At 61.1% G+C, this 17,217-nt stretch carries 18 protein-coding genes, 1 pseudogene and 1 riboswitch; of the genes and pseudogenes, 2 read left to right on the forward strand and 17 right to left on the reverse strand.

The genetic code is table 11. From position 1 onward, the window contains the following. The 8 genes and pseudogenes from ACT67G_RS05595 to ACT67G_RS05630 all read right to left on the reverse strand — a co-directional run. Positions 1–103: pseudogene (locus ACT67G_RS05595) on the reverse strand (radical SAM protein); the annotation flags it as partial. Beyond that, complete coding sequence (locus ACT67G_RS05600) at positions 100–1,374, reverse strand: aminotransferase class I/II-fold pyridoxal phosphate-dependent enzyme (RefSeq protein ID WP_443663385.1); 1,275 nt, start codon at positions 1,372–1,374, stop codon at positions 100–102. The pseudogene ACT67G_RS05595 and the gene ACT67G_RS05600, both read right to left, overlap by 4 nt. 100 nt (positions 1,375–1,474) lie before the next feature. After that, positions 1,475–2,440: a tRNA dihydrouridine synthase gene (locus tag ACT67G_RS05605; RefSeq protein ID WP_443663387.1), complete on the reverse strand. Its 966-nt coding sequence runs from the start codon at positions 2,438–2,440 to the stop codon at positions 1,475–1,477. Next, positions 2,437–2,787 carry an arsenate reductase family protein gene (locus tag ACT67G_RS05610; RefSeq protein WP_443663388.1) on the reverse strand — a complete coding sequence of 117 codons (351 nt, stop codon included), beginning with the start codon at positions 2,785–2,787 and terminating at the stop codon, positions 2,437–2,439. Before ACT67G_RS05610 ends, ACT67G_RS05605 begins: the two co-directional genes overlap by 4 nt. Before the next feature lie 117 nt (positions 2,788–2,904). Beyond that, on the reverse strand, positions 2,905–3,408 hold the full coding sequence (locus ACT67G_RS05615; RefSeq protein WP_325247806.1) for a GreA/GreB family elongation factor: 504 nt from the start codon (positions 3,406–3,408) through the stop codon (positions 2,905–2,907). A gap of 134 nt (positions 3,409–3,542) precedes the next feature. Further along, positions 3,543–4,508 (reverse strand): metal ABC transporter substrate-binding protein, encoded by a 966-nt coding sequence (locus ACT67G_RS05620; RefSeq protein WP_443663390.1) that lies wholly within the window; start codon positions 4,506–4,508, stop codon positions 3,543–3,545. 103 nt (positions 4,509–4,611) lie between these two features. Further along, positions 4,612–5,178 carry a chromate transporter gene (locus tag ACT67G_RS05625; protein ID WP_325247804.1) on the reverse strand — a complete coding sequence of 189 codons (567 nt, stop codon included), beginning with the start codon at positions 5,176–5,178 and terminating at the stop codon, positions 4,612–4,614. Further along, positions 5,175–5,735, reverse strand: a complete 561-nt coding sequence (locus ACT67G_RS05630) for a chromate transporter (RefSeq protein WP_443663392.1) — start codon at positions 5,733–5,735, stop codon at positions 5,175–5,177. The genes ACT67G_RS05625 and ACT67G_RS05630 overlap by 4 nt, the downstream gene beginning before the upstream one ends. Before the next feature lie 120 nt (positions 5,736–5,855). Between ACT67G_RS05630 and ACT67G_RS05635 the strand changes: the two genes are divergently transcribed. Both ACT67G_RS05635 and ACT67G_RS05640 read left to right on the forward strand, forming a co-directional pair. Beyond that, complete coding sequence (locus ACT67G_RS05635; protein WP_443663394.1) at positions 5,856–6,737, forward strand: LysR family transcriptional regulator; 882 nt, start codon at positions 5,856–5,858, stop codon at positions 6,735–6,737. 52 nt (positions 6,738–6,789) lie between these two features. Then, on the forward strand, positions 6,790–7,569 hold the full coding sequence (locus ACT67G_RS05640) for an HpcH/HpaI aldolase family protein (RefSeq protein ID WP_443663396.1): 780 nt from the start codon (positions 6,790–6,792) through the stop codon (positions 7,567–7,569). A gap of 53 nt (positions 7,570–7,622) precedes the next feature. On the opposite strand, the gene ACT67G_RS05645 is transcribed toward ACT67G_RS05640, so the two are convergent. The 9 genes from ACT67G_RS05645 to ACT67G_RS05685 form a co-directional block, all read right to left on the reverse strand. Then, positions 7,623–8,798, reverse strand: coding sequence for a 5-bromo-4-chloroindolyl phosphate hydrolysis family protein (locus ACT67G_RS05645; protein ID WP_443663397.1), 1,176 nt, complete (start codon positions 8,796–8,798; stop codon positions 7,623–7,625). Positions 8,799–8,801: 3 nt separating this feature from the next. Further along, on the reverse strand, positions 8,802–9,011 hold the full coding sequence (locus ACT67G_RS05650; RefSeq protein ID WP_325247799.1) for a DUF896 domain-containing protein: 210 nt from the start codon (positions 9,009–9,011) through the stop codon (positions 8,802–8,804). A gap of 12 nt (positions 9,012–9,023) precedes the next feature. Further along, a complete protein-coding gene (locus ACT67G_RS05655) occupies positions 9,024–9,821 on the reverse strand; it encodes a YlmH family RNA-binding protein (protein ID WP_443663399.1) in 798 nt (265 codons plus the stop codon). Next, on the reverse strand, positions 9,808–11,565 hold the full coding sequence (locus ACT67G_RS05660) for an ABC transporter ATP-binding protein (protein ID WP_325247797.1): 1,758 nt from the start codon (positions 11,563–11,565) through the stop codon (positions 9,808–9,810). The genes ACT67G_RS05655 and ACT67G_RS05660 overlap by 14 nt, the downstream gene beginning before the upstream one ends. A gap of 113 nt (positions 11,566–11,678) precedes the next feature. Continuing rightward, on the reverse strand, positions 11,679–12,635 hold the full coding sequence (locus ACT67G_RS05665; protein WP_326215163.1) for an SH3 domain-containing protein: 957 nt from the start codon (positions 12,633–12,635) through the stop codon (positions 11,679–11,681). A gap of 160 nt (positions 12,636–12,795) precedes the next feature. Beyond that, the gene (locus ACT67G_RS05670; RefSeq protein ID WP_443663401.1) at positions 12,796–13,416 is read right to left on the reverse strand and encodes a chromate transporter; all 621 of its coding nucleotides are present in this window, start codon (positions 13,414–13,416) and stop codon (positions 12,796–12,798) included. Continuing rightward, positions 13,413–13,955, reverse strand: coding sequence for a chromate transporter (locus ACT67G_RS05675; RefSeq protein ID WP_325247795.1), 543 nt, complete (start codon positions 13,953–13,955; stop codon positions 13,413–13,415). Before ACT67G_RS05675 ends, ACT67G_RS05670 begins: the two co-directional genes overlap by 4 nt. Positions 13,956–14,045: 90 nt before the next feature. Further along, positions 14,046–15,044, reverse strand: a complete 999-nt coding sequence (locus ACT67G_RS05680; protein WP_443663403.1) for a biotin--[acetyl-CoA-carboxylase] ligase — start codon at positions 15,042–15,044, stop codon at positions 14,046–14,048. A gap of 140 nt (positions 15,045–15,184) precedes the next feature. Beyond that, positions 15,185–16,942, reverse strand: coding sequence for a Na+/H+ antiporter NhaC family protein (locus tag ACT67G_RS05685; protein WP_443663405.1), 1,758 nt, complete (start codon positions 16,940–16,942; stop codon positions 15,185–15,187). A 78-nt stretch (positions 16,943–17,020) separates the two neighbouring features. Further along, a riboswitch (Lysine riboswitch) is annotated at positions 17,021–17,193 on the reverse strand. Between the last annotated feature and the right edge of the window lie 24 nt (positions 17,194–17,217).

Here is a 17,217-nt window from a genome sequence, read left to right on the forward strand (position 1 = left end):
TGCTGCAAAAGGCGCAGGTATTGTGGCTGCACCCGTAGGTCACCTGGACGATGAGACTGCGGGCCTCAGAGGGGGGACGGTAGACGCTGCCGTAGTATCTCATACGCCCAGCTTCTCCAGGGCCGCCATGCGCAGGCAGGTGCAGAACACCGCCACGGCCTGCTCCAGTTCCTCAACAGGGGGCAGGGAGGGTGCGATGCGGATATTGGAATCCTGGGGATCCTTGCCGTAGGGGAAGGTGGCGCCGGCGCCGGTCATGGTGACGCCCGCCTCCTTGCACAATGCCAGGGTCCGCTTGGCGGTGCCGGGCATGGCGTTGACGGAGACGAAGTAGCCGCCCTTGGGACGGCGCCAGGAGGCGATCTCCAGGGGGGCGATCTCTCGGTCCAGGGCGTCCACCACGCAGCGGAACTTGGGGCCCAGGATAGTGGCGTGCTTCTTCATCAGCTCCAGGGTGTGGGCCTTGTCCTTGAGATAGAGGACATGGCGCTGCTGGTTGACCTTGTCGAAGCTGATGACCTGGACGGTCAGGAGCTTTTCCATATAAGCCATGTTGGCCTCGGAGCAGGCGAAGCAGGAGATGCCCGCGCCGGGCAGCGTCACCTTGGAGGTGGAGGCGAACTCAAAGACCATGTCGGCGTTGCCGTACTTTTCGCACTCGCTCAAAATGTCCGGGAAGGGCACGTAGTCCCCCTCAAACTCATGGATGCAGTAGGCATTGTCCCACATCAGCAGGAAATCCGGGGCCGCAGGCTTCATGGAGGCGATGCGGCGGATGGTTTCGGCGGAGTAGATGATGCCGTCGGGGTTGGAGTACTTGGGCACGTTCCACATGCCCTTCACCGCCGGATCGGCGATGTAGCGCTCCACCACGTCCATATCCGGCCCCTCATCGGTCATGGGGACGGTGATGAGCTCGAAGCCGAAGGACTCCGTCACCTTGAAGTGGCGGTCATAGCCGGGGGCGGGGCACAGCCACTTCACCACCGGCTCCTTGCACCAGGGGCGCTCGCTGTGCAGCAGGCCGTGGGTATAGGCCTTGGCAATGGTATCGTACATCAGCTGCAAACTGGCGTTGCCGCCGGCAAACACCTGCTCGGGCTTGCAGCCCAGGATGTCCGCAAACAGCTTCCGGGCGGCAGGCAGGCCGCAGAGCTCACCGTAGTTGCGCACGTCCACACCATCGGAAACATAGTCCTCAGGCTTCTGCATCAAGCCGAAAATATCGCTCACCAGATCCAGCTGCTCCTTGCCGGGCTTGCCGCGAGCCATATTCAGCTTCAAACCGCGGGCCTTGAGATCCTCAAACTCCCGCTGGAGGCTCCGATACTCCTCCTGCCGCTCCTGAACGGACATCTGCGCGTATGCTTTCATGGTAAAACCATCCTTTCTCTGGCGGATTTTTTGCTTTCATCAGTATATCGAGTTTTCCCGGAAGTTGCAACCGCTATTTCGCGCCACTCTCCGGGCACGCTTAAATCAGCGGGCCCTCCGCGTGATCCCGGAGGGGAAGCTCGGCGAAGATCTGGGCCTCCAGGGACTCATACTCCCCGGGGCTGCGGGAGCGGCGCATCTTCTTGTCGATGCGCTCTCCGCCCTCAAAGAGATGGATCAGGTAGAACCAGACCTCCTTCATCCGCTGGGCGGCAGTACCCACCTGGCCGTAGAACTCCTGATACTCCCGGTAGAGCTCTGCCGTGAAGCGCTGGAGCTCCTCCCGGGTGGCAGGGGCGCCGCCCCGGATCTTGCGCAGCAGGGCCGGGTCCGCCACCACCGCCCGGCCGATCATCACGGCGTCCACCTGGGGGAATTCCTTTGCAAAGGCCGCACAGTCCTCTACCGTCAGAAGGTCGCCGTTGTAGCACACGGGATTGCGGCTCCCGACAGCGGCCGCCGCGAACACGTCCCGGTGGATGGGGCCCTTGTAGAACTCCTTCTGCACCCGGGGATGGATGGTGAGGGTCTTGATGGGATAGCGGTTGAAGATCTCCAGCAGGCGGGGGAATTCCTCCGCTTCCCGGATGCCCAGCCGGGTTTTGACGGAAACCGGCAGGCGGACAGAGGCAAACACCTCCTCAAAAAAGCGGTCCAGCTCCTCCGGCTTGGCCAGAAATCCCGAGCCCTTTCCCTTGGCAGTGACGGTGCCGGAGGGACAGCCCAGGTTCAGATTCACCTCACCGTAGCCCATCTCCTCCATCACCTGAGCGCCCCAGAGAAAATCCGGAGCCCGGCGGGTCATGATCTGGGGCACCAGGGGCAGCCCCACGTTGTTGGCCGGATCCAGCTCCCGCAGGTCCCGGCGGGTGATGATGTGCTGATCGGTGGGGGAGAAAAAGGGGATAAAGTACCGGTCGGCCCCGCCGAACATCCGATGGTGCACCCGGCGGAATACCGCCCGGGTGATGCCGTCCAGAGGGGCCACGTCGTAGCGCTCGATCATACCAGCGTCTCTTCCCATTCCACCGGACGGAAGCCCACCAGCACGAAGTCCTCTCCCACCAGCAGGGGGCGCTTGACCAGCATCCCGTCAGTGGAAAGCAAGGCGATCTGCTCTGCCTCCGTCATAGTAGGGAGCTTGTCCTTGAGCCCCAGTGCCTTGTACTGCAGGCCACTGGTATTGAAAAATTTCCGCAGGGGCAGTCCGCTGCGCTGCCACCAGGATTGCAGTTCCTCTTCGGTGGGATTCTCCTCCTTGATGTCCCGCAGGGTGAAGGAAATGTTCTGCTCCTCCAGCCAGGCCTTGGCCTTCCGGCAGGTGGTGCACTTGGGATAACAAAGAAACAGCATGGCCGTTTTCTCCTTTACAATGTGTTATGATTTCCGCTTGCCAGTATAACAAACCGGGACCGCTCCATCAAGTCCGAAAACGCCCCGGAAAGCAGCTGCTCTCCGGGGCTTGCGCATTCAATAGGCACTGATCTCCAGGGAATCGTCATCCTGCCCCTTTTCGATGGCCCGGATCTCCACATCATAGCCCAGTTCCGGACTCACCGTCACATGGACCCGGTCCCCTACCCGGCGCCCCAGCAGGGCCTTACCCACCGGAGACTCTTTGCTGATGCGGTTTTTCAGGGCATCCTGGCGCAGCGTGGTGACGATCTGGATGGTCATCTCCTTTTTGATCATCTCATTGAACATGGTCACCTTGTCGAAAAGCCCCACCGTATCATCCCCGGACTCCGGGGCAATGACCTTGGCAGTGCGGATCATCCGCTCCAGATAGCGGATGCGGCTCTCGTTGCGGTTTTTGGCCTGCTTGGCGCACTTATACTCGTAATTCTCGCTGAGGTCGCCGAAGGCCCGAGCAGTCTGCACCTCTTCGATCAGCTGGGGCCGCAGCACCCGCACCCGGTGGTCGATCTCCTCCTGCATCTTCCGGATATCCACCTCAGTCAATTCGTCATACATGAAAAAACGCCTCCGCTGTTGAAATGGCACCCCACACCGGGCGCTTTACTTGCACCATTGTATACGCTTCTACGCCTTTTGTAAACGCCTCCGGCAGCAAAAGCGCCCCGCCGGAAGGCGGGGCGCTGTCCGATTCAATGCATGTGCTGGCGCAGCCGCTCCAGGTTCCCCTCCATCAGGGAAATATAGGTCGCGCCGTTTTCCAGATCCTCCGCCGAGACATTGTGGCAGGTGTGAAACAGGGCTGTGTCCGCCTCCGCCGCCTCGGCGATGCTGTCCGCCACCAGATGGTTGGAAAACTCAATATACCAGACGGTGGAGATTCCCTCCTCCCGCACCTTATCCGTCAAAAAGGCCACGGTGGCAGCAGAGGGCTCCGTCTGGGTGCTGCAGCCAGGGAAGGCCGCGTAGTAGTTGATGCCGTACTCCTCGGCAAAATAACGCAGGGGGAACCGGTCGCCAAAGACCATGGTCTTATCCGTCACGCCGTCAAAGAAAGTACGGAACTCCCCGTCCAGGGTCTCCAGCTGTCCGGCGTACGCCTCCGCGCCGGCAGCGTAGTCCTGAGCATGGGCGGCATCCAGCTCCTCCAGCCGCGCCCCGATGGCACGGGTGATGGCGGCAGCGTTCCTGGGAGAGGTCCACACGTGCTCGTCATAGCCCACTACCGCTCCCAGGTCATGGTCATGATCCTCGTGTTCGGCCTCCATCCCTTCCACGGTCTCCTCTTCCAGCAAGTCCACACAGTCGATCATCCGCATGGCCTTGTCTGAGGCACCCACAGAATCCAGGATCGTATCCACCCAGGCATCGGACTCTCCGCCCAGGTAGATAAACAAGTCGCACTCCTCCACAGAGACGATATCCGCAGGTGTGGGCTCATAGGAGTGGCTCTCCGTTCCCGGAGGCAGCAGCAGTGTCACATCCGCGTGCTCACCCGCCACCGCCCGGGCAAAATCATAGGCCGGGAACACGGTGGTGACAATCCGCAGCGATGCGTTCTCTCCCTCCGTCGGGCTCTGCTCCCCTCCGGTGCCGCAGCCCGCCAGCAGCAGGCAAAGGGACAGGGCAGAGCAGCACAGGGCAATCCATCTTTTCAAGTTGCAAACGCTCCTTTTCAATTTGAGAACTTTTTTCAAATTGAAACTATACCACAGCGTCCTTCAAAAAGCAAGTAAAACCCCCTGTGCCGTTTCATCCAGTTTATAGCAGCCCTGCCCAGCCTGCTCCCAGGCCCAGCACGGCGGAGAGGGCGATGAGTCCGATGGGATGCACCCCCTTGCGGGAGAGCACCATCATCAGTGCAAAAATCGCCACAGAACCCCAGAAAGGAACGGACAACGCCGTCGCCCACGCGATTCCCTGGGGAAACAGGACTTCCTGGCCCACAGAGAGCACGGAAGCACCGATGAGGCCGATGACCGCAGGCCGCAGTCCGTCCATAGCGCCCCGCACCAGGGCACTGTGCTGGAATGCCGCAAAGCACCGGGCCACCAGAAGGATAATCAAAAACGAGGGCATTACCACACCCAATGTGGCGCACACCGCCCCGGGGAATCCCGCCAGCTCCGCCCCCACATAGGTGGAGATGTTCACCGCGAAGGGCCCCGGCGTACTCTCACTGACGGCCACGAAATTCACCAGAGCCTCCGCCGTCATCCAGCCCCGGATCTGCACCTCCTGCTGAATCAGGGGCAGCATGGCATAGCCTCCGCCAATGGTAAAGAGGCCGATGCGGAAGAAGGTTGCAAACAATTCCAGGCAGATCATTGGGCACTCCTCCCTTTTTTCCAATACAGCCGCACCAGACCGGCCGCAGCACAGCCGATCAGGATGTATATGACGCCGATGCCGCTGAATGCCGCCAGCAGCAACGCAAGAGCCATCAGTGTCCAGGCAAAGCCCCCCTTGGGACACTGGCGGTACATGGAGAGCAACGCCTTCACCAACAGTGCCAGCACCCCCGCCCGAATACCCCAAAAGGCGTACTGCACGGCTTTGAGAGCCTGGAACTGCCGCAGGACAAAGGACAGGGCAAAGATGATGGCAAAGGACGGCAGCACCACCCCCAGCGTGGCACAGGCCGCTCCTAGAAAGCCTCCGGTACGGTACCCCACAAAGGTGGCGGTGTTGATGGCAATGGGCCCCGGGGTGGACTCGGCGATGGCCACGATGTTCAAAATATCGCTTTGCTCCATCCAGTGCCGCTTTTCCACCACCTCCCGCTGGATCAGCGGGATCATGGCGTAGCCGCCGCCAAAGGTAAAGGCTCCAATCTTGAAAAACGTCCCAAACAGGCTTCCCGCCCGGCTCAACTGCTCTTTCATCCCCACCGGCCTCCTCCGTGGCTTTTCTTTCTGCATCCAGGATAATCCCGGTGATGACATCCATCAATCCATATGTTAAAATAGAAAACATAATGTTTTACTTATGAAAGAAGGTGCCGTATGACCATTCGTCATCTGGAGATCTTCAGTGCGGTATGCGTCAGGGGCAGTGTGACCCAGGCGGCGGAGGCCCTGAACATGACCCAGCCTGCTGTCAGTCAGGCCATCCGGGAACTGGAGGTATTCTACGGGGTCAAGCTGTTCCAGCGGATGAACCGCCGCCTCTACATCACCGACGCAGGCCGCAGCCTCCAGCAGTACGCCGACACCATCCTCTCCCAGCTGGAGGAGTCGGTGCATGTGCTGCGGGACGCGGAGGCCGGGGGCAGCTGCCGCTTCGGCGTCCATGTGACCTTGGGAGAGACCCGCCTGGCTGCCATCCTCACTACCCTGCGTCGGCAGGTACCGGAGGTCCAGATCCGCTCCTGCGTGTTTAACTCCGCCAGGACGGAGCAGATGATCCTGGAAAACCGGCTGGACTTTGCCGTAACGGACCACGTCACCCTCTCCCCTGCCTGCCTTGCCCAGCACCTGTGCACGGAGGATCTGTGTGCCGTATGCGCCCCTGCCTTCCCGGCGCCGGAATGTCTGACCTTAGCAGAACTGGTAGACCAACCCCTGCTGCTGCGGGAATCCGGCAGCGGCACCCGCACCAGCTTCGACGCCGTAGTGCAGACCGCCAACCTCTCCGTCGAACCTCTTCTGGAGAGCGTCAGCACCCAGGCCCTCACTGCTTGTGCGGAGGCGGGGTTGGGCATCGCCGTTCTCCCCCGCTCCCTGGCAGCCGGATCCCTGGCCCGGGGTTCTTTGCGGGAGATTGACCTGGAAGATGCCCGGTTTTTCCGGCAGTATCATCTGGTTCGCCACCGGCGCAAGTATCTCACCGCCGGGATGCAGCGGGTCATTGCCGTAATCCGGGCAGAGCTGGCCGGTGCGGATTGACAAAGCCCCCCAATTATCCTACTCTGAAATCATATAGAAAGGATGTGGCAGCATGACCAATACAGTTCTGGAAAAATTTCACCGGGGGGAACCCTCTCTGGGAACCTTTACCCAGATGCTCAGTCCCATCGCCGCGGAGATTTTGGGCTATACCGGTCTGGATTTTGTCCTCATCGACATGGAGCACGCCCCTTTGAGCGCCCAATCCGCCGGAGAGCTGATTGCCGCCGCCCGGGGCAGCGGCATCACGCCTCTGGTCCGGGCCCGGGAGATCTCCCGCAGCGCCGTGCTCCAACCCCTGGACGCCGGGGCCATGGGTCTGGTGGTGCCCTGCGTGGAGACGGCGGAACAGGTGCACCAGCTGGTGCAGTGGGCCAAGTTTGCCCCCACCGGAAACCGGGGCTACTGCATGACCCGGGACGACGGCTGGGGCTTTGCCCCCGGCGCTGCCCCCACGTTGGAGACGTATATGGACGAGAGCAATCGGAAGACACTGCTGCTGCCCCAGTGCGAGACTGCCGGGTGCCTTGCCCGCATTGAGGAGATCACCGCCATGGAAGGTGTGGACGGCATTTTCCTGGGGCCCTTTGACCTGTCCATTGCTCTGGGCTGCCCGGGACAGTTTGATACTCCCGTCATGCGGGAGGCCACAGAGCGGGTCGTGAATGCCTGCCGGGAAAATGGAAAGCTTGCCATGGTGTTCTCCGGCTCGCCGGAGGCCACCCGCGGCTACTGGAAGCAGGGCTTCCACAGCGCCGCCATGGGGCTGGACACCCTGGTGTATATCCAAGCCTACCGGGATCTGGTGTCCCGGACGAAATCCGAAGCATAAAAGAGGAGCGGGACATCCCGCTCCTCTTTTTTTACCGCACTCCTGCCGGCCCGTTATTCGCTTTTTTCTCCCGGCTGCACATGGAGGCCGAAGTCCTTTTCCACGCTGGCGGTATCCCGGTGGAGCATAGTCTCCATCACCCGGATATCGCTGTCCACATCCAGGGCGTCCGCCTTGTACAGCTGATCCAGCTGATGCTCAAAGCCCTCCACAATGGCGTCCATGGTGCCCTCGATGCGGCTTTTGGCCTGGCGCAGGTTCTCTCCCTCCACACCGGCATCCTCAAACTGGGCGTAAGAGTCCAGCAGCTTCTGGGTGGTGGGCAGGTAGTAGTTCAGGAAGGTATCGATACGGCTGCGCTTGCTGGGATCCTCCTCCACCGCCTGGAAGATCTTCCGTGCAATCTCCTCCAGCCGGTCGATCTTGGCGGAGAGCACCGGGTCGTCGATATCGTCGTTGGCCCGGCGGATATTCCGCAGGATGTCCGCGTACCAGGCCTCCTCCTGCTCCGGCGCTTCCGTCTTGGCAGCCTCTTCCTGCTTCACCCGCTCTTTCTTCACTTCCTCCGCGCCCTTACGGCTGCAGAAGAGGTATCCCAGTTCCAGATTGAGATAGGCACTCTCACCGAAGTAACCCTGTTCGATCATCTTCTGCAGATCCTTTTCCACCTGGCCGGCAGAATAGCCCAGGGTACGGACGGGCTCCTCCATGGCCATGGCCTCCCGGCCTCCCAGCACCGCCAAATACTTGCTGTAGCGCCGGAGGCTCCGGTCCATGGAGACACCGCCCACCAGCATGGCAATGCCTGCCACCGCCATAGCCAGCGCCGCCAGCAGATCTTCCATATACCAGGTGTCGATCTCCCCCAGCCAGATCATCATATCCAGGGGCTCCCAGCAGGCGATAAGGCCCACCGCCGCCACTACTACACCGGCGATCTTCAGCCAGCGGGCGGTGGAGGTCTTCTCCGAGGGGGACTTTGTGACCTTGCGGGCAGCCCGGCGGGCCTTGCTGGGCTGGGCATTCTCCGAGGCTTCTCCAGAATCCGGCTGATAAGGGATCTGGGTGTTCAATGGCGGCGGCGCCACCCGCTTTTTCTTCTCGTCCTTGCCAAAGAGCTTGAAAAACAGCAAAATCAGCGCAATAGGCCACAGGCCAATGGCAAAAAGGATGACAATGAGCACCCAGCTTCCCGCGTCGCTGTTTTTCTTGTTTCTCTTCGCCGCCACAGCTCACTCCCCCTTTTTCTTCAGCTTGTGCTTGTTGCCCTGTTCATCCATCACATAGGTGTGGTCCAGCTGGCCCTGCAGGTTCCCCAGCACGGAATCGATATATTCCCGGCGCAGGGCGGCCCGCTCCTGTTCCTCCCACTGCGTCAGTCCCTCGGGAGACCGGGCTTTCCGGGAGAGCTCATTGATCCGGTCGATCTGCTTTTGATCCATACGATCCTCCTGTCACACGTATCGCTTGACCACGATGGAGATGCGCCCCTTTTTGGTGACGCCGCCCACCTGGGCCAGCTGAAATTTTCCAAAGCCCCGGGCGGAGACGGTGTCCCCCTCCGAGAGCAGCTTGTCCCCTTTCGTACACTCCCGCCAGTTCACCTGGACACGGCCGCCGGCAATCAGCTCCGCTGCCTTGCCCCGGGCCATGCGGAACCCTGTGGAGGCCACGGCGTCCAGCCGCAGGGAGGAAACCGTGTCCCGCACCTCCTCAAACCGGGCCTGGGGGATGTGCAGTTCTCCAGCCGTGATCTCCGTGACGTGCAGCCGGGCCCGGCCAGCGGAGTCCCAGCTTTGCAGCAGAAACTCCACCACACTCTCCAGCACGATAAGGTCGCAGCTCCCGGGGCTCACCAGAATATCCCCCACCTTCTCCCGGACGATGCCCATGCCCATGAGGCTGCCCAGGATATCCCGGTGGGTGAGGCCGTCCTCCTCCCGGAAGGCCGCCCGCAGGCAGCGCAGGGGGCTCTGGCTCTCCGCGTCCTCCGCCTCCAGCCAATCCGGCAGGAACAGCAAAACGTTTCGCTCCGCCTGCGGATACCCGCCCAGGGAGACGAAGGCGTTTTCTCCAATACCTGCCAAACGCAGGAGGTCCAGCGCCTGAAGCCGCTGCTGGGGGCTGAGAAAGTCGGTGCAGGCGGGGATATTGCGGCTGCGGGCCTGCTCCGCCCGGTCCAGGATCTTGGCCAGCAGCAGCCGGTCCTCCCCCAGGGCGCCGCAGCGGTCCAACAGCTTACTCTTCTCCATGTCCCAGCTCCTGCGTGCGCACCAACTCCGCGTAAGCGCCGTTTTTGTCCATCAGCTCCTGGTGGGAGCCCAGCTCCGCAATGCGGCCGTCCTCGATGACAGCGATGCGGTCGGCGTTGCGCACGGTGGAGAGCCGGTGGGCGATGATGATGGTGGTACGGCCCTTGGCCAGCTTTTCAAAGGTCTGCTGGATCCGGGCCTCGGTGACGGAGTCCAGGGCGGAGGTGGCCTCGTCCAGGATCAGCACCGGGGGATTTTTCAAAAAGATCCGGGCGATGGAGATCCGCTGCTTCTGCCCGCCGGAGAGGAGGGTGCCCCGCTCTCCCACATAGGTGTTAAAGCCCTCGGGCATGGCCACGATGTCGTCATAGATCTCCGCCAGCTTGGCGGCATGAGCCACCTCTTCCTCCGTGGCGCCGGGGCGGCCGTAGCGGATGTTCTCCAGAATGCTGGCAGCAAAGAGGAACACCTCCTGCTGCACCACGCCCACGTTCTGGCGCAGGGATTCCTGGGTCACCTGCCGCACATCCTGTCCGTCAATGCGGATGGCGCCGGAGGTGACGTCATAGAACCGGGGAATCAACTGGCACAAGGTGGACTTTCCGCCGCCGGAGGGCCCCACCAGGGCCACGGTCTCGCCGGGGCGGATGTGGAGGTCCACATCGTGGAGCACCGCCAGATCATCCTGATAGGCAAAGCTCACATGGTCCACGTCCACCTGGCCGGCCACGTTGGCCAGCACCCTGGCATCCGGAGCATCCTTGAGAGCGGGCTCCTCCCGCATCAGCTCCACGAACCGGCCCAGGCCCGCCGTACCGTTGGCAAAGAGCTCGGCAAAGTTGGAGAGTTTCCGGATGGGGTTGACAAAGGTGGTGATATAGAGGCTGAAGGTAATGAGATCCACGGTGTCCATCTGCCCCTGCATGATGAAAAAGCCGCCGGCGGCAATGACCGCCACGGAGAGGATGGTCAAAAAGAACTCCATGGATGCGTTGAACCGGCCCATGGCCTTGTGGAACTGGCGCTTGGAGGTCTTGAAGCTGTTGTTGGAGACATCGAACTTCTCCATCTCCGCCTCCTCATTGGCGAAGGCCTTGGCGGTGCGGATGCCGGAGAGGCCGGACTCGATGTCGGCGTTGATGGTGGCGGTGCGCTGCTTCACCCGGCGGGATGCCTCGCTCATGGAGCGGCGGCAGCGCCAGACCACCAGGAAGAAAACGGGCAGAATCAGCGCGATCACCAGCGCCAGACGCCACTGGATGGTGAACATGACCGCCAAGGCACCCACGATGGTGACGCCGGAGATGAAGATGTCCTCCGGACCGTGGTGCGCCAACTCTGTGATATCGAAGAGGTCTGCGGTGAGGCGGCTCATCAGCTGGCCCGTGCGGTTGCGGTCATAATAGTCAAAGCTCAGCTCCTGCATGTGGCGGAACAGGTCCCGGCGGATATCCGCCTCCACCAGGATGCCGAAGGTATGGCCCCAGTAGCAGATCACGTAAGTCAGCAGCGCCCGCAGGGCAAAGGCGCAGAATACCACCGCCATGACGGCGAAAAAGGTGGCGTAGGCACTCTGGGGCAGCAGCTCATACATGCACCAGCGGGACACATAGGGAAACGCCAGATCGATCAGGGCGATCAGCAGGGCGCAGAACATATCCAGCAGGAAAAGCCGCCGGTGAGGCATGAAATAGGACAGGAAGATCCGGAAATGGGAGCGTTCCTGGAACTCTTGGGTGGTCATGACTGTCTCCTTGTTTTTCGGTATTGGTTTGCCGTTTTATCATAGCATACTTCCGCCCCCGGCGCAACAAATCTCCCCGGATGCCGTAACATCCGGGGAGATTGCACACATCTTTACGAGTTGGCCAGATAGTCGCCCTTCATGTATCCGGTGGTATCGGCACCGCCGCTGCCTGCGAAGGTGATCTGATACCAGCCGTCTCCGGCGCTTTTCACGATCTGGACGCTGGCTCCGTTGGAAACGGTGGCCAGGGCCTCATAGCTGGTGCCGGGGCCGGAGCGCACGAACACGCCGTTGCCGCCGTTGACCACCACCGCGGCGCCGGCTTTCAAGGCGCCGCCCGTGGAAGAGCCGGTGGAAGTGCCGGCAGACGTGGAGGTACCGGTGGAGCCGCCCTTGACGATCACCACGCAGGTGCCCTTGGCGGAACCGTCCGTCAGGGTGATGGTGGCCCGGCCCGCCGCCACGGCGGATACCTTGCCGTCGGAGGAGACGGTGGCCACCTTTTCATCGCTGCTGCTCCAGGTATACTTGCCGTTGCCGCCGGAGGCCGTCAGCGGAATGGGGGCGTCGCCCACGGACATGGTAAACTCCGTCTTGGGGGTACCCAGATAGGACATGGTCAGCGTCTCCGGGAGGCTGTCCACATCCGAGGGCGTAGTGGTAGTCTCCTGGTCTGTATCTTCCTCACCGGTCTGGGAATCCGTCTGGCCGGAGGGATCCTCATCGTCGGGCATCACGCCCTCTGTCTCCCCTTCATCTGTGATATCCGGCTCCACAGGGGTGATCTCCTCCGTCTGCTGGGAGGTATCCCCCTCCCCGGCAAGCTTGTCCTGGATCTTGTCGCCAAAGAGCAGATAGACCAGCAAAACAGCCATAATGATAATCAGCACTACCAGAATGGGGCTGAGCAGATTGGGCTGCTGTCCTCGGGACGCGGCCCGCTTACCGGCCCGGTGGCCGCCCCGCTGGATCCGGCCGCCGCTTTGCAGAGCCTCTTCCTCCTCACAGAATGGACACTTTTTATAAGTCTCCGAATATTTCTCCCCACAGATGGGGCAGCGTTTCATAGCCAAAGGGATTCCTCCTCCCGGATGTCAACAATTTTACAATTTACATAATATCGGCTTTTTCCCGCCCCGTCAAGTCCGCATGTCGATTTTCCGGGAAAAACCGCAGCTTGAAAAAACGAATGCGCCGGACACATGGTGTCCGGCGCACAGGGGCTTGTTAGACTCCGCCAAAGTGGAATACCACACCCACCACTGCGGAAATGATGATGAAAATAATGGGATGCAGATTCTTGGTGGGCTTGACCCAGTTGGTCAGCACCAGAATCACCGCCGCCAGGGCCAGAGCCGGCCAGTTGAGGATATCCGCCAGGCCCATGCCGCTCTCCAGCGCGAAATGGTTGATGATCCCGTCACCGGAACCCAGGGATTCAATGTGGGTCAGCACTTCCAGAATGATGGTGACGCCTGCGGCGCCGATGAGCCCGGTGGAAGCCGGACGCAGGCCGTAGAACCCATTGTTGACGTAGCGGTTCTCCCGGAAGCTCTTGAGCAGGGCCGCCACAATCAGGATCACGATGATGGAGGGTGTCACTTCACCGATGGTGGCGATCACCGCCCCGGGGACACCCCCGATGGTGAAGCCCACGTAAGTGGCCATGTTGATGCCGATGGGGCCGGGAGTGGACTCCGACACCGCCAGCATGTTCATAAGATCCGCGTAAGTATACCAGCCGGTGGACTCCCCGATGTCCTGCAAAAAGGGCAGGGTGGCCATACCGCCGCCTACGGCAAAGAGGCCTGTCTTGAAAAATTCCCAATACAGCCGAATGAAAATCATGCCCGTTTGGCCTCCAATCCCTTGAGAATGATCCCCAGCAGCGCCGAGCACAGCACGAACCACACCGGGGAGATATCCAGAAATACACTGCCCAGCAGCACCACTACAAAGATCACCGCCGTGCGCTTATCCACCACGGATTTTTTCATCAGACGCACTGTGGCGTTGAAGATCAGCACGCACACGCAGGCCCGGATGCCGGCAAAGGCATTCTGCACCCACGCAAGATCCGCAAAGTTGGTGATGAGGCCCGCCAGGATGGAGATGATCACCAGGGAGGGAAATACCATGCCCAGCGTGGCAAAGATACCGCCGGAGAGGCCCTTGAGCTTCTGACCCACAAAGGTGGCGGTATTGACCGCGATGATGCCGGGAGTGCACTGGCCGATGGCGTAGTAGTCCACCAGTTCCTCCTCCGTGGCCCAGTGCTTGTTCTCCACCACTTCCCGCTGCAAAATGGGAAGCATGGCTGCGCCGCCGCCGAAGGTCACCACACCGATCTTGGCGAATGTCAAAAACAACTGCAGGTAAATATTCATAGCATCCTCCCCCGCGCCTCACCGCGCAGCAAATAGCGGCAGCCCCCTTTCAGAGGCTGCCTGGCCAAAGTCTCCTTGCGGACTTTGGTTTCACACATATCCGTACAATCCCCGGACAGAGACCTCCCCGGAGCGGATGGTCTTCCGGTTTCCGGTGCCGTCTTCCACCACCAGACCGAACTCGTCATCGATCCCCACGGCGGTGGCGGTCTCCTCTCCGGCAGGCCCCTGCAGCCGGACAGTTCTTCCCAGATTCACGCAGTCCCGGCGATAGACCTCCAGGTATGCCTGAAGATCGCCTGTCCGCAGGGCCTTATACAGCCGATCCAGAGCCCGGATCTCCGCCGCCGCCAGCGCCGGCCGGGACACGGCCGTTCCCAGCTCCTGACGCAGCGATGTAGCCACCTGCCGCAGCTCCGGCGGAAAATCCTTCTCTCCCTGCCCCACGTTAAGGCCGATGCCCACCACCAGATACTGCATCCGGCCGGTCTCCGCCTCCAGGGAAAGCTCCGTCAGGATGCCGGAGAGCTTCTTGCCGTTGAGGACCGGGTCGTTGGGCCATTTGAGCATGGGACGCACGCCGCATACTTCCTCCACGGCTTCGCACACCGCCACACCGGCCAACGCTGTCACAGGCATCAGCCGCTCCGGCGGCAACTCCGGGCGCAGCAGGGCGGTCAGGTAAATACCTTGTCCGGCAGGCGATTCAAAGCGGCGCTCCATGCGCCCACGGCCAGCCGTCTGGCAGTCAGCCACAACCACGGTGCCGTCCGCCGCCCCTGCCATAGCCAGCTGCTTGGCGTAGGTGTTGGTGGAATCCACCTGATCCAGGCAGTACAGGGTTCCGCCCACCACTTCCGTCTTTCCCAGCAGGCCCCGGATCTCGGCTTCCGTCAGGGCGTCCGGCGTCCCTGCCAGGCGGTAACCCAGCCCGGTCCGGGCCTCAATGGTGTAACCATCCCGCCGGAGGGCTTCCACCGCCTTCCAAACCGCGGCCCGGCTGAGGCCCAAGCGGCGGCTGAGCTCCTCTCCGGAGGAAAAACTCCCCTGTTGGCTACGCAAAAAATCCAAAACAGCTTGACGGCTCATGGCAGTCCCCCCTGACGCATACCGAATTAGTTTAACACGATCTTTACCTTTTGTAAACCCGACTGTCCCATCCCGCCGGCAGCTTTCCCCAAAAAGCGGATCCATGGAGATTCCATGGATCCGCTTGTGGGTCTGCTGGTTCAAATGCGCTTGTTGGCATGGAGGGTCTTGATGACCAGCAGAGTGCCGATCATCAGCACAATAGAGATAGGCAGGGCAATGAATGCGTTGGGGATAAAGCCTGCCACGATGTAGCTGACACAGCTCACCACCGCTGCGGTGATGGCATAGGGCAGCTGGGTGGACACGTGGTTGACGTGGTCGCACTGGGCACCGGCGGAGGCCATGATGGTGGTGTCGGAGATGGGAGAGCAGTGGTCGCCGCACACGGCGCCGGCCATGCAGGCGGAGATACACACAATGGCAAGCGGGTTATCCATGGGGAAGACATTCTGCACAATGGGGATCAGGATGCCGAAGGTACCCCAGGAGGTGCCGGTGGCAAAGGCCAGCAGGCAGCCCACCACAAACACGATGGCCGGCAGGAACATCTGCATGCCGTCAGCGGAGCTGCGGACGAAATCCCGGACAAAATACTTGGCGCCCAGAGAGTCGGTCATGGCCTTCAGGCTCCAGGCAAAGGTCAGGATCATAATGGCGGGAACCATGGCCTTGAAGCCCTCGGGGATGCAGTTCATCATATCCCGGAAGGACATGGACTTACGGATGAGATAGTAGATAAAGGCCACCACCAGGGCAAAGGCGGAGCCCAGCATCAAGCCCACAGAGGCGTCAGAGCTGGAGAAGGCATCCACAAAGCTGGCGCCGGAGAAGAATCCGCCGGAGTAGATCATGCCGATGACGCAGAAAATCACCAGCACCACGATGGGCACCACCAGATCCATCACCCGGCCCTTGTCCTCCACCACCTCGTCATCCATCATGGCGTAGGGGTTGGAGCCGGAGAAGAGGTCGCCGTTTTCCACGGCGTTCTCCTCAAACTTGCCCATGAGGCCGAATTCCGTTTTCATGAGCACCATGCCCACCATCATCACCACCGTCAAGATGGCGTAGAAATTGAAGGGAATGGCCCGGATGAAGAGGTTTAGGCCCTGGCCGTCCTCAGCAAAGCCCGCCACAGCAGCAGCCCAGGAGGAGATGGGGGCGATGATGCAGATGGGGGCGGCGGTGGCGTCGATGATGTAGGCAAGCTTTGCCCGGGAAACCTTGTACTTGTCGGTAACAGGCCGCATGACACTGCCTACCGTCAGACAGTTGAAATAGTCGTCGATGAAGATCAGGCAGCCCAGGACGATGGTGGCCAGCTGGGCTCCCACCCGGGACTTGATGTGTCCCTGGGCCCAACGCCCGAAGGCCGCGGAGCCGCCCGCCTTGTTCATCAGGCACACCATGGCGCCCAGGATCACCAAAAACACCAGGATACCCACATTATAGCTGTCGGACAGCACGGAGACGATACCGCTCTCGAATACATGGAGGACTGTCCCCTCAAAGGAGAAGTTGGAATACAGCAGTCCGCCCACCACAATGCCGATGAACAGCGAGGAGTATACCTCCTTGGTGATCAGGGCCAGGGCAATGGCGATCACCGGAGGCAGCAGGCTCAGGGCCGTGTTGAAAAAATGGCTGGGAGACTCCACATAGCCGGTACCCCCGCAGGTGGCGCAGACATTGCTGCCGCCGCAGGCGGCGCACTCCGGATCCAGGCCGTAGCACTCCATACAGGCGGTGCTGCCGCCGCAGTCGGGACATTCAATCATCTTGGTGCCGGCTTCCTCTGTAGGATCTCCGGCGGCGAAGGCGGTCACGGACATGGCCGTGGCCAGCAGAACCACCAGTGCCAGCAGAGGCAGCAAGCGGCGCAGGTTCTTTCTCATGATACTCTCTCCTCACGCAAAAAAATAAAGCCATGATATCCATCATGACTTCATACAGGCACCGGGGAAAGCTCCATGGGTCATGACAGCGCTCCACCTTGGGGGTGACAGTCCGCCGGATGTTCTCCGACGGCCCGGCTCTTCCCCGCCAGGCAGCGGAGCAGCGCCTCGGCGGTCTCCCCTTTCCCGTCTCCCCCGGTGTCCTGCCGTCGGAGAGGGGTACTCTTGAAGCCCGCGCCTCTATCATGGGTCTAGTTGCCTGTTCATTATATAAG

Source organism: Dysosmobacter sp. (assembly GCF_052306735.1).
GTDB lineage: Bacteria > Bacillota > Clostridia > Oscillospirales > Oscillospiraceae > Oscillibacter.